This is a genomic window from Bacillus sp. FSL L8-0199, assembly GCF_038005705.1.
GTDB classification, from domain to species: Bacteria; Bacillota; Bacilli; order Bacillales; family Bacillaceae_G; genus Bacillus_A; species Bacillus_A cereus.
The window spans coordinates 3,718,709-3,732,884 of record NZ_JBBOTS010000001.1; the positions used below are offsets into that span (position 1 = coordinate 3,718,709).

A 14,176-nucleotide genomic window follows, 5' to 3' on the forward strand; every position below is an offset into this window, starting at 1 on the left:
TCATCCACTTTAAAAATAAAAAGCAACTGATCACTTAGGATCAGTTGCTTTTTTCACACGATAATTTTTCATTTAAAATTAATTCGATTTAAAAGTTTAGTCTTTTCATAATGAAACATCGACTGAGATAACTCGAAAATTGTTCCATTTACAAGATACACTGTATTTTCAATAAGAAGCGCCGGATCACCTTCATTTAATTCTAAAAGCTGTGCATTTTCTTTATTTACTTTTTCACAACTAATAACTTTATCAGCAAAACCAATATTTAATCGTAAATCTTCAATGAAATAACTGTATACAGAGCTTAATGCTATTTCTTCGTTCAAATATGGAATAATATCCTTTTTGAAATAACTTACTTCAATAGAGAACGGCTTAGCATCTACAATTCTTAAGCGCTTCAAAAAATACAACCTAGTTCCAGCTTCGCATTGCATTCGCTTTGCTATTTCTTCGTCCGCATCTATTACTTCAAGCTCTAACACTTTCGTTTCAATATTTTGTGAAACAAGATTTTTCGTTAATCCACGTAAACTTCCTAAATTAATGTAATCTGTTACAGAAGTTTCGCGTAAAAACATACCACTACCTTGTACTTGAAAAATATAACCTCTATTCACAAGCTGACTAATTACTTTACGTATCGTATTACGGCTTACTTCAAATCGATTCATCAACGCTTCTTCTGTAGGTAGTTTTTTCGTTTCATTAAAAAGCCCATCTCGAATGTTTTGCTCTAACATATCTGCAATTTGTTTATACTTTGCACTCATACACTTTCTCCTAAAATACTCTTTTATCTGTTATAACTCTTCCCCTCTCGTTTCGATCACATGTTTATACCAATGAAACGAAAGTTTCTTCTTACGTTTTAAGTTATCATTATGATCGACAAAAATAAAGCCATATTGCTTTTTATATCCATTTAACCAACTTAAAAGATCAATCACTGACCATGCATAATAACCTTTTAAGTTAATTCCCTCTTCAATTGCACGCTTCATTACTTTTAAATGCGCTTCAATAAATTTAATTCTCGGAACATCTACAATTTCTCCGTCAATGATTGGATCTTCATCACCAAGTCCATTTTCCGTTACATACATCTTTATGTCACCGTAACGCGCTTTCAACATATGCAATCCCTCTAAGAAACCTTCGGGAGATATTTCCCATCCCCATTTTGTATATGTTTTATCATCCATTTTAACTGTTCGATAAAAACCATCAAAAGAAGGATTACCTGGAGCAAGCGTTGAGTTTTCTCGAGAATGTTCCTCACTCTTTATATCCATATCGTATCTTTCTACTCGTATTGGTTGATAATAATTCAAACCAATAAAATCATTTTCTTCTGCATTTTGTTTAATAATTTCTAATTCTTCAACCGTCCAATTAGGAGTCCACCCTTTTTCCTTTAATTGTTGTACAACATAAGACGGATACTCACCTTTTAAAACTGGATCATAATACCAATACGTTTCATATTCATTCGCATGATTTGCTGCTTGTATATTTTCTTTTTGGTTATCCACACTATAAGCAGGTAAGAAAACATGTGTAATCCCAATCTCACCATATTGTTTCAGCTGCTTATATACCGCAACTGTTTTCGCATGTGCATAAAATACATAATGAGTCGCTTGAAAATACTTTGGAACATCATTTTGTATTCCTGGTGGATGTGCACCTTTTAAATAACCTAGTCCACAAAACATTACTGTCTCATTAAAAGTAATCCAATGCTTAACTCTGTCACCAAATGCCTTAAAACAAGTTTCTGCATATTTTACGAAAGCCTCTGCTGTTCTTTTATTCGTCCATCCACCATCTTTTTCTAACGGTAATGGTAAATCCCAATGATATAAAGTGACAAACGGTACAATCCCGTATTTTAAACATTCATCAATTAAGTTGTTATAAAATTCAATCCCTTTTTCATTTACCTCTCCATCTCCAGTCGGCAATATTCTTGCCCAAGAAATAGAAAAACGATACGATTCTAATCCCATCTCAGCCATTAAGCGAACATCTTCCTTATATCGATGATAATGATCAACAGCTACATCACCATTTGTTCCATTGTATGTTTTGCCAGGAACTTTTGAAAACTCGTCCCAATTCGTAACACCTTTTCCATCTTCATTCCATGCACCTTCTACTTGATAAGAAGCTGAAGCAGCTCCGAATAAAAAATCATGTGGAAACTTCATAGTATATACCTCCATTTCATTACAACAAATTAAATTTAATGATACATTTATAATTTATTGGTACAAATTTTATATGTATGATTATATCTTATGTTTTTATTTTTTTCTATTATAAAAGTACAATTTATATTGTTGGTTATTGGAAAATAAAAAGAAGCGATATATTTTATCGCTTCTTACTCTCATCATCTTTATTCTTTTATTAATGACTTATTCGCTCTTATAACTTCTTGATACAATAATGGTGACCACTTTTCATTTATATAGTCTTGAATTACCCAGCCCACTCTCAAAGGATTCTTTTGTTTTATATAGTTTGCAATTTCAGGATTTATATAAGAGGCATAGTAATATGGACTATTCCATGCTGTACCACCAGAAGACAAGCTTGTAAAATTTATATATAGATGATTTAAATCCTCACTATTGTTCATCGTTTCATTCATCGTATCTTTAATAGATTTTACTTTCTCATCATAACTCACTTTATATTTATCTTGTACTGTTACATTTACATTTTGATTTACAGTTGTGGTAAACGTCTCATTATCTGGCCAATAAAAATTATTATATCCTCCAGATTCATTACTACCACTATATCTTTTTAGTAGTACAATTTTCCCACGAGCATCTCCAAGTTTTATATTTCCTTCTGTTTTTAAAAAGATAGGATCAACAAAATAATTTTTTTCAAACGTACTACTAAATGGACCTTCTGCCCCTTTCATATCCTCATACTCTTTTTTTAAAGACATAATAATCGTTTCACTCGGGTTATCTCTTAAAAATTGTTTCGCTTCGTTTATGAATTCATGCAGTGTTACATAAAGATATAATGGCCCATGATGAAGAACTATCGTATTATCATCTGTTAAACGTCCTCTTATATCAAAAATGCGAGCTCCATGGTCCATTTGATAGCGAAAATCATATTCTTGCGTCATTCCCCATACTTGCTTAATCGGATTTTGCAACTTGAACGTCCCACTATCGTGTGTTCCTGGAATTGAAATTCGTGCTAACGGGATACTATCAGGTATAGGTTGCATCCATTTTGATAAATTTTCAAGCTCATTAACAGAGCTAGCTGCAACTACTCTCTTATCATGTAAAGCAAATACAAATGTGATAAATATTGTACTACATATGAATAATTTCAAAATTAACTTCTTATTGCTCATTATTATCCCTCTCTTTTTCTGTTTTTACATCAAACTTATTGAATATAATATAAGCTAGTTCAGAAAAAATAAATAACATTTCATCAATATGAAATATTGCATAGAAGTAAAGTTAAAAAATCATTCACATATACTAAATTAGAAAAATTTAAAGGAACTTCATCTGAAGTTCCTTTTACTTATTTTATGTTCAATACGTATGAACCATCTTTATTCTCATATTTATAGACGTATAAATAATATTTACCTGGCTTTGCATTATAAGTTCCTTTAACTACATTGCCTTCATTTTCACCATATGCTACATAGTTATTTAAATCTGATTCATGATGAAGTACCCATGTCATTCCGATATTTTGTTCATTTAGTAAAGAAATATTAATATTTTCCGGCGAATCAATTTGGAAAGTAAATACATCTACTCTATCACTATTATGTAGCGTTCCTTTCACCGGTGTATGAAAGTTAACTTTATTTGCCTGTCTAGGCTCATTATTTGGTTCATTTTCTGTTACTTGTAATTCATTCCCAACGTTTGGTTTTCTTTGTTCATAGCCTAAGTTTACTAGTATAGACTTCAAATCTGGTAAAACACCAATTTTATCTGCATATGGATCTTTAGATTTTGTTCCTGTACTCTGGTTGCTTAATATTGCTCTTAGTTCACTAGGTCTATATGGTTGTCCTAAATTTTCTTTAGCAATGCTTTGTACTAAAGTCGCTGCCCCAGCAATAATTGGCGAAGCACTAGATGTTCCGCTAAAGCTTGAAGTATAAAGGTTTACAGCACTTCTACTTTGTTCAGCTGTAGTTGTATCTACATTTTCTCCCCATCCGTACACATCAATACGGCTTCCATAATTCGAAAACCACATACGTTCATGAGGGAAAGATGAAGAGCCAGCTCCTACCATAATTGCACCCGAATCTTTAAAATCTTTACTATTACGATTTAAGACTTGCTTACCCTTTCTATCTTTGAACTCATCTAAATCATTCCACCCATTTGCTCCGGCCTCTATAATTACAATCCCTTTATCTGTACCAGCACGAATTGCATCAAAGATATCTGGTTGTACTTCAACAGGTAAATATTTATCACCATATCCATCGAAAGATGCTTGCGCCTCTAACAATAAAACATCCCCAGCTTCTAACTGATTTACAGCGCTTAATATTGCATCAGCCGTATTATACTGTCCATTATCTCTTATTTGAGAGATAACCTTTGCTTTCGCTTTTGGCGCAATCCCAATATTCCCAACTTCATTGTCCTCAGAGGATACAATTCCTAGTACAGACGTCCCATGACCGACATGCTGATCTATATTTCTTCCAGACATTAACTCAATTTTTTGATGTAATAAATCCTCATGATTTAATAACCATCCGTATTCCATATCAACAAAAGTGATACCATTTCCATTACCGCCTTGAATTCCCCAGGCGAAAGGCGCATTAATACCGTATGGGGCCGCTTCAAGATAACCTTGTTTTTTAAATCTAGGATTGTTACTAGGATTAAGAGCTACACTTGATGATTGCACTTCAGGTGGCATTATTTTCTCTTGTTTCTTCATATACGCATCTTCTATTAAAGAAGATGCCTTTAACTTATCTACTATTTCTTCTTCATACCCACTATTTTGATTTTGAAGAATATAGTAGTTTAATAAACTTGTAGATACATGATTAGGTGCTTTCACTTCAAGGTTTTGTATTTGTTCCGGGCTTACAGATGTGAATAAACGAGTAAATGTTACATCTGGATATTCTGTCAAAAGATCTTTTATTACTTTATCATTCGTTTGAGATTGTATTTGTTTTTCAATACCATCTTCATATGGCAAATCCAAATCCGCTTTAAATTTTACAATGATTTGCTTATCTGTTTCTTGTTCTATCCCTGATTTAATCTGCTGTTCTATAGAATCAGCATGTACACTATTGATAGTACCCCCTGTTCCTAAAAGTGTTGTAATGATTACAGTTGACGCACACATTTTTTGAAATATTTTCATTGCATTAATCCTCCTATTAATAATTAATCATTATATTAATCTATAATGATTTTATTTCTATAACGTATTCCCTTTCTACTAAATAGATTATAGTAATCAGAAATATGAACTTCAATGTATTTTCATATGCAATATTTCATATTCAGACTCTACACTACACGAAGATGAAACTTATAGTGATTATTTATTTTATATGTGCTAATATACTTACATTAATATATTACGCATATATACATTTCAAACTACATTACTTAATAGTTTCACCTTAATTTTTTCTTAGGAGGATTTACAATGAAATTACTAAAACTAAAACATATAATCCCTTTATCTGCAGCTGCAATTACATTCGTATGTAGTCAAAGCACAGCTGAAGCTTCTACCATTCATACAGTAAAAAAGAACGATACACTTTGGGGCATTAGTAAACAATACGGAGTTTCAATACAATCCATTAAACAGGCTAATAATAAAGGAAACGATCAAACCTTTATTGGCGAACAGTTACATATTCCAGGGTCCGTGAAATCAAATGAAATCACTGTTCCTCAAAACGCCAAGCCAGCCAACATTTCTGGACAAATTATTTATCAAGTACAACCGGGAGATTCATTAGAAACGATAGCAAGGCGTTACAATGTCACTGTCCAATCTATAAAACAAATGAACAATACAGTCGGAAACAAGCTTTATACAGGACAACATTTAAAAATCAACTCAAGCATTTCACAAAAAGAAAAAGACTTAATGGCACGCTTAGTTACCGCTGAAGCAGGTGGCGAATCCTATAAAGGAAAAGTAGCAGTAGCGAAAGTTATACTAAATCGTGTAAATGCAAAAGGTTTTCCAAATACAATAACAGGCGTTATTTATGAACCTATTAAATACGGATATGCATTTACTCCTGTTACAGATGGAAGAATTAATCAGCCTGCAAGCGCAGAAGCAAAAATGGCTGTAGAAGAGGCTATCTCCACAAATGGAGTACATTCTGACTGGCTTTATTTCTACAATCCAAAAACATCAACAGACAAGTGGATTACGACACGTCAAACAGTAGCAGTAATTGGTAACCATGTATTTGCTAAATAAGATTTAAAATCATTAACAGACCTCTTCACTTAAAAGGTCTGTTTTTTTCTATGTAAGATGTTATTAATCATATGACATAGTTATTTTTTAAACTGTTTCTTCTTTCAAATAAAAATTTTTGTATTTACTCCACCACTCGTAGAAATTAATAAAGCATCAAGTTCAAAAACTCCCACTTTATTAATAAAAGCTATTTCTTAACTTCATAAAATTGTTATACACTAGAAAAATAAAAAATAAACTATTCGTTAGCAGGTGGAAGAATATGTATGATGTTACGATTATCGGCGCTGGAGTAAGTAGCATTTTTATGGCTTATTCACTAGCTAAAAGTAACAAAAAAGTTTTAATTCTTGATAAAGGTAAAGCGCTAGAAGATCGCCATTGTCCTTTAGACGAAGGAAAAGTGTGTAATTGTACTACATGTGATAAATATTTCGGGTTTGGTGGTTTAGGAAAATCTGAAGGGAAATTTAATTATACAAACGGATTTGGCGGAGAACTTGAGAAAAAAGTCGGTAAAGAGGGTTTTATACAACTCATGGCTGAAGTAGATGAAATTCTATGTCAGTTTGGTGGAAGTTCGGTTTCAAAATATTCTACTGAAAATTCAAGTCTCACTAAGAGAGCTGAAGCGTGTGGTTTACAAATGCTAACAACAGAAGTAAGACATCTTGGTACTACACTTTCCAGTAACATTTTTCAGCAGCTCTATGAATTTTTACTGACGAAAATAAAGATCCAATTTCATATAGATGTACAACATATTCTGAAACAGGAAGATCATTTTACAATAGAGACAAATCAAGGAACAGTTCAAACTAAGCAACTTGTATTTGCAACTGGGCGCTCTGGGGCCGATTGGTTAAAAGAAATATGCAGTTCCCTAAATATTTCTCAGGAGCAAACACGTGTAGATTTAGGAATTAGAGTAGAAATGAAAGAACATCAATTACGTTCTATATTAAAAGATACTTTTGAAACAAAACTTTCTTATCAAGGTGAGCATTTCACAGCAACTACTTACTGTATGAATCCACAAGGCCGCATCATTCGAAAGTACGAAGAAGGTTTAGTTATGCCTGACGGTCAAAATTTTCGAGAACAAGGAACTGGCACTTCTAACTTAAATTTCACTTTATTTATTCCTCGCTATTTTCCTACTCTCAAAGAAGCAAATGTATACGCAAGTTCAATTATTGAAGGCATTAACCAAGGGCGAGATCGGATTGTTATACAGCGCTTAGAGGACTTACTAAAGAAACAACCTACGGTGGAAAACAGCATGGAGCATAATCGTATACACCCTACACTACAGGGGGATTATGGAGATTTGAATCAAGAAATCCCTCAATTATATATTGAAGGGCTCAAAGAGTTTTTATTACGCTTAGAACAATTTATACAAGAACCGATTGATAAAGATACTTTGTTATATGGAATTGACGGAAAGTTCTATGCTCCTACGATAAAACTCAATAACTATTTTGAAACAAGTGTGCATGGGCTATTTTTAATTGGAGATTGTTCAGGCGTTACGCATTCATTATCTCAAGCAGCTGCAAGTGGTCTGTATGTTGGAAAGTACTTATCTGACATTTAATTTCTATCATTAAAATGTCAGTCAAATATTTTTAATTTCAAAACACTTTACTCATATATAGTAAAAGTATATTAATAAGCCCCCTATCCTTCCCGGCTAATGATTAACCGACAAAAAATCAGGATTTTACAAAATACATATGTAATATAACTGTATATTTAAAACGATTGGCATTCAATTCTAATAAATTGAATGTCAACAGTTTTAAAAGTCTCTATCCATTTTCACTTTTATTTGTTCGATATTTTGTAACATCATCATAGTGTTTAATATGGTAGGATGTCTATAAGTCAATTTCACTACAACTATGACTTTTTCTGCCCGTTTCTCAAAAAGAGTTATATTTATGCTACTACGCTTTAAAAATCCCCATTGTATGTATATGAATACTTCAAATTATTCCCTTTAGAAAACAAAGTCTACATGGTTCATTCCATTCTAATAGTTATAAAAACACAATATATAACTTTAGTTAAATAAATTATATAAAGAAGGTGTAAAAATGAAGAACAAAATAAATTTACAGATGCAAAATATAAGTTTTGTTATAATAATGGCTTTAGCAGTATGGTTAAAAACATATCTTATTACGCGATTCAGTTTTGATTTAAAAATCGAGTCTTCAACGCAAGAGCTTATTTTATTTATTAGCCCTCTAGCCGCATCATTAGCGTTTGTTGGATTAGCATTATTTGCAACTGGTAAAAAGCGAAATTATATAGCGCTCTGTATTAATTTCTTATTAACAATCGTACTTGTTGGAAATGTAATGTTCTATGATTTTTATAGTGATTTCGTTACATTACCAGTACTTGGACAAACCTCAAACTTTGGCCAATTAGGCGGCAGTATTATAGAAATATTAAACTACAAAATTATACTCGCATTCGTAGACATTGTTTTCTTCTTTATTTTATTAAAAAAGAAATCATTGGTCTTTAAAACAGAACGTGTAACTCATTCTACGCGCTTGTTATACTTTCTTTTAACGATTGGTGTATTCTTTGCGAATCTACATCTTGCAGAAAAAGAGCGCCCTGAATTATTAACAAGATCATTCGACCGAGTTATGCTTGTCAAAAATTTAGGCTTATATACTCACCAAGTATATGACTTAACACTGCAAGTAAAAGCTGGGTCACAAAAAGCACTTGCTGATAGTAGTAAATTACAAGAAACTGAAAACTACGTAAAAGCAAATCAAAGCGAGCCAAACCCTAATATGTTTGGTGCAGCGAAAGGAAAAAACGTAATTGTCGTCACTCTTGAATCCTTGCAAACCTTCTTAATAGGCGCATCAGTGAACGGGCAAGAAGTTACACCATTCCTAAATGAATTCATAAATGAAAGTTATTACTTTGATAACTTTTTCCATCAAACTGGTCAAGGGAAAACATCCGATTCAGAATTTCTAATCGATACGTCGTTGTATCCATTAAATCGAGGAGCTGTATTCTTCACACACGGTAACAATGATTATACTGCAACTCCAGAAATTTTACGTCAACAAGGTTATTTCACTTCTGTATTTCATGCAAATAACGCAACATTTTGGAATCGTAATATTATGTACTCCGCTCTTGGTTATGACCGTTACTATAATGAACTTGATTACAAAATCACACCAGAAACAAATTTAAATTGGGGATTAAAAGATATCGAATACTTTGATCAATCAGTAGATATATTAAAAACTGTTAATCAACCATTCTATGCTCGTTTCCTTACTTTAACAAACCATTATCCATTTACGTATGATGAAGATACAAAATTCATTGAACCATACACCTCTGGTAATGGCGTATTTGATCGTTACATCGTAACAGCACGTTACTTAGACGAATCCATTAAAAAATTTATTGAACGTCTAAAGGCCGAGGGGCTTTACGATAATTCTATTATTGTGTTATACGGTGATCATTATGGCATTTCCGAAAAACATAATCGTGCAATGGCACAGTTTTTAGAAAAAGATCAAATAACAGAATTTGATACTTTAAATTTACAACGTACACCTTTATATATTCATATTCCAGGACAAACAGAAGGTCAAACTATTTCAAAGCCTACGGGACAAATCGATATGAAACCTACTATTCTAAATTTATTAGGTGTTGATTCTACGAATGATATCCGTTTTGGCCATGATATGTTTTCAGATGAATATACTGGCTTTGTTGTTTTACGTGATGGTAGCTTCGTTACAGATAAGTATGCATACAAAAACAACACTTTCTACGACCGTATAACAGGTGAAATTGTAGATTTACCAAAAAAAGAAGCTCAAGCCCTCATTAAACGTGCACAAAATGAATTACGAATGTCTGACAAAATTATTGAAGGCGATTTATTACGTTTCTCAGAAAGCAATAAAATTAAAACTGGCGAAGTACAAACTAAAATTAAAGAAACAGAAAAATAATCTATATATGAAAAAGGAGCAACTTATTACAGTTGCTCCTTTTACTTTCTTATAACACATCAGATCGTGTATATACAAAATCTGATGTGTTTACTTTTATTCTACGCTTGTTTCTAAAGCTACATCCGTATAGGTATTATCATCACCTATATTTAAAATTACTTCACATTGACGCAATCTCAATTCAAAGAGCATGATAGAATCATGATAGATTTCAGGATTTGATTTCATCTTATGTAACATCTCTTGTTTTTCTTGTATTTCTAAATGCGTGTTTTCTACAGCCTGCTTTAAGGAGTTAAAGGGATTCCTAAAGAATATATTAATATCTCGCTCTTGTGTGTTTTCAAACAGCTCAAATTGCAAGAAAAATTTCTTCATAATAGAAGCCGTTACTTCAGTATAATCTTCATTTTCTACATACTGTTTATATTTGTTATATAGCATAGATTTATTTTTAGGAAGAACTCCAAATAATTTACCGGCACTTTTCAGTAAAAATTGTGCTGGCGTAAATCGACGTAAAATATTTACTTCATCCATTTGTATTCTAGTCGTCATCCTGTCAGTATCTCTGCGCCAGTCATCAAGCACTTTAAAGTCACATTCTAACTGTATTCTATTTTCTCCAAATAGTGAATTAAGCCCTTCACTAAGTTCTTCTAAATACGTTTGACTTTGAAGAAGCTCATTATTAGAAGTTGCAATCCAATTTTGCATAGAAAGAGCAAAATTAGGTAATACAGTTTGTTCTAAATATTTATGTACTCTTTCATTCATTGCTTTATTTAGTTCCGTATCCATGTGCCCGAAATCACTTTCTTCACTAATTAAATTAGAACAGCTCTTTAATATCTTCGGAATATTTTCGGTAAGATCATTTGTAATTTCAGTCTTCATTGAACGATATGATTGTGTAATGAAATGAATTTTTTCCCTCTCAAATGCAGTAAGGTTATTAATGCTACCGTTTAGTTTCACTAGCATATCTTCATTCCAATTAATAGCATCCACCAGATTATTTTCTTTCTCAACACGTTTATCCAAAAGATATGTAATTGTTTTTCGAATGAAAAATAATAACTTTTCAGTACGTTCTGCATCGATATTTTTATGATTAAAGTTAAAATGAATAAACTCGATTAGACCATTTAATTGTTGACTACTTGTATATAACGAGGAATAAGGGAAAATTCTCGCATACGGGAAATATGTATTTATTCTCGTTGCCGTATCATGTAATACCCTTTTCACTTCTGCTTCACTGTAAATGTTATCGATTTTATTTAATAAGAAATGAATTTGTAAATTTGGCGTATGTTCTTGAATACTTAATAGAATATCACGTTCTTTATCAGTAAAAGGTGAATCCGCATTCAATACGAATAGTAATTCGTCTACAGAATTTAAATATTCGAATATCTCATCTCTAGTGTCGTTATTTCTATTAAAGCCAGGTGTCACTACAAATGTAAGTTTATTTTCATTTAAAAATCTGCATGGTAATTTAAATTCAACACACGCTCTATCTCTATATGTTTGATGGTGCTGAGACATCATATTATGGTAATCAGTGATATCTTCCGTTGTTGTAATTGCTGAGTCTGTTATAGCGTTTATTTCTATATGAGCATCATTTTTTAAAACTACTACATTTGAAATTGATTTTTCTAATATATTTTCTCCTAATATAGAGTTAATAAATGTAGTTTTTCCGTTTCCTGAAGTTCCCGTTACTAAAATACGATTTGTTCTTAAATCTGCGAGCTCGTCAACTAACCACTTAAATCGGTGACCTATTTCTATATTCTGCTTTTGTGCCCACTGTGTAATAGATTCAAAAAGGTGTAAGCTGTACTCTAAGCCATTTACATGATTAATAGAATGTGAAAGTAAGTTTTCCGCATGTTCTATATTTGCTGAATCTATTTTGGAAGGGAAAATCTCATCCCATGCCAATACAGCTGCAGATGGAAATACAGCATAAGATGGATTGACTACCTTTAACCAGTTTGCTAACAGATTTGGTATGATATCGTCTAATTGTCTAAGCGTATATTGACCTTGAATTAATGCAAAGTACGTTTCTTCGTAAAGAGCAGAAACTTTGTTCCATATATCGGACGAATGTATTTCAATATGTAAGAAAAATTCATTTATTGTATTAAGCCATAATAAATAATTTGGTTCATCTTTATAACTGTTCCAAAGTGATGAAACCATTTGTGTAAATTGTACTTGATCTACATTATTTAATGTAGCTAATGCATCATAAAAATAGTCTGGTGAAATATGTTTAGTAAACCCTTTATCGATATATCCTTTTAACACCTCAAACCAAGGATACGATTCTATTCGAATTAACTCATTCACAGCAAGCTCTACTGCACTATCAAAATCTTGCTGTTCCTCATAAAAGGAACGGGCAATTTTTGTGACATTCGGATAATCAGGATTTAAAGAAACTGCTTCTTTAATAACACCGAAAGCTGAGTCAAAATTATTTTGCTCAATGTAAAGAGAAAGTAATTGTAGTCTAATTTCGGTCATCAATATTTTATTATCAGTAGTAATGGAAGTATAAATATTTTCAGCATCTGGTAATTGATTAAGTTCGAAATAAGCATCCGCAATATTTTTTTGTGCCCATGGTGCTAATTCATTACTAACCTTCTCCCATTTAAAAATAGCTGCTTCAAAATCTTGATGACGATAATAAAATTCACCTTGCGCAAAACGAATATAAGACCCATCAGAAATCTCATTTTTTTCTTCGTTTACATAAGCTTGTCCAAGTACGTCAAGAGTTGGTTTTGTTTCATTCTCCATTAGGAACGTTTCATAATACATCTTTTTTATTAATTGTTTTTCTAATCTCATCTTTTCCCCCACTATATCTTGAAAATAAATTTTTAAGATATGTCAATGCTTTTTGTATGTATGCTTTTTATCTTAACAAAGAATATCTTTTGGAAAATTTCATTTTCCTTTCATTTTTCAAGTTAGATTGAATTTTTATGAGAAAAGTTTCAGTTTTTTTTCAATTCCCTTTCAGTTATGAAACAGCATTAAATGTTCCTAATAACCTAATAACACTATAATATTCCACATTATATTATCAAGAAAACCCCATATAAACCATATTATAAAAACAATCTATAATGAATTTATATGCACAATTCACTGTGCTGTTAAACAAAAAAATAACAATAGGAGCCAACATCTATTCATACCATTTCTTTCTCAAATTGTTTTCCTTTAAAATATTTCAGTAGTTATGTAATTAAATTCCATTAACCTATATAAATAACTAGTCCAAAAAATATCTATATGCATATCATGTTATAGTAAAGAATTTAGGAGATCCTAAAAGGAGGCATTTTCATGTTTGAAGATAAATCTAAAATAAATTACCCATATGAATTTACTGAAACTACAACAGTTCCTCTAAAGAACCCCATTGACAAAAAATTCAAGAACGGTACAGATACACATAACTTCCCAATTAAGAAGCACTATAAAGAGCAAGTTCTATACACTGAAAAAATTAATAATAATAAAAATAAGTAATTGTATAGATCCTTATAACAATTAGCCAAATAAGAAGCAACATTTAACCATCCATAATTATTTGGTTAGTAATG

Annotated in this window: 9 protein-coding genes; 4 read left to right on the forward strand and 5 right to left on the reverse strand. The window is 31.7% G+C overall.

All coding sequences use genetic code 11. The features are described from left to right. Positions 1-68: 68 nt before the first annotated feature. From NST86_RS19005 to NST86_RS19020, 4 genes are all read right to left on the reverse strand, one after another. Positions 69-776 carry a GntR family transcriptional regulator gene (locus NST86_RS19005; protein ID WP_001274901.1) on the reverse strand — a complete coding sequence of 236 codons (708 nt, stop codon included), beginning with the start codon at positions 774-776 and terminating at the stop codon, positions 69-71. Positions 777-806: 30 nt separating this feature from the next. Beyond that, positions 807-2,216, reverse strand: a complete 1,410-nt coding sequence (locus NST86_RS19010) for a glycoside hydrolase family 1 protein (RefSeq protein ID WP_000671637.1) — start codon at positions 2,214-2,216, stop codon at positions 807-809. Positions 2,217-2,407: 191 nt separating this feature from the next. After that, complete coding sequence (gene plcA, locus NST86_RS19015) at positions 2,408-3,397, reverse strand: phosphatidylinositol diacylglycerol-lyase (RefSeq protein ID WP_000066294.1); 990 nt, start codon at positions 3,395-3,397, stop codon at positions 2,408-2,410. Positions 3,398-3,576: 179 nt separating this feature from the next. Continuing rightward, positions 3,577-5,418, reverse strand: coding sequence for a S8 family peptidase (locus NST86_RS19020; protein ID WP_206905124.1), 1,842 nt, complete (start codon positions 5,416-5,418; stop codon positions 3,577-3,579). Positions 5,419-5,709: 291 nt separating this feature from the next. Here NST86_RS19020 and NST86_RS19025 point away from each other — a divergent pair, with 291 nt between their 5' ends. The 3 genes from NST86_RS19025 to NST86_RS19035 all read left to right on the forward strand — a co-directional run bounded on the left by NST86_RS19025 (position 5,710) and on the right by NST86_RS19035 (position 10,532). Further along, positions 5,710-6,507 carry a cell wall hydrolase gene (locus NST86_RS19025; RefSeq protein WP_000771175.1) on the forward strand — a complete coding sequence of 266 codons (798 nt, stop codon included), beginning with the start codon at positions 5,710-5,712 and terminating at the stop codon, positions 6,505-6,507. 265 nt (positions 6,508-6,772) lie between these two features. Beyond that, positions 6,773-8,110, forward strand: a complete 1,338-nt coding sequence (locus tag NST86_RS19030; protein WP_000272402.1) for an NAD(P)/FAD-dependent oxidoreductase — start codon at positions 6,773-6,775, stop codon at positions 8,108-8,110. Between the two features lie 502 nt (positions 8,111-8,612). Beyond that, complete coding sequence (locus NST86_RS19035; protein ID WP_016118514.1) at positions 8,613-10,532, forward strand: LTA synthase family protein; 1,920 nt, start codon at positions 8,613-8,615, stop codon at positions 10,530-10,532. Between the two features lie 96 nt (positions 10,533-10,628). Here NST86_RS19035 and NST86_RS19040 read toward each other — a convergent pair whose 3' ends face one another. Then, positions 10,629-13,412, reverse strand: coding sequence for a dynamin family protein (locus NST86_RS19040; protein ID WP_206905129.1), 2,784 nt, complete (start codon positions 13,410-13,412; stop codon positions 10,629-10,631). Positions 13,413-13,916: 504 nt separating this feature from the next. Here NST86_RS19040 and NST86_RS19045 point away from each other — a divergent pair. Further along, on the forward strand, positions 13,917-14,102 hold the full coding sequence (locus NST86_RS19045) for a hypothetical protein (RefSeq protein WP_002014615.1): 186 nt from the start codon (positions 13,917-13,919) through the stop codon (positions 14,100-14,102). Positions 14,103-14,176 lie beyond the last annotated feature (74 nt).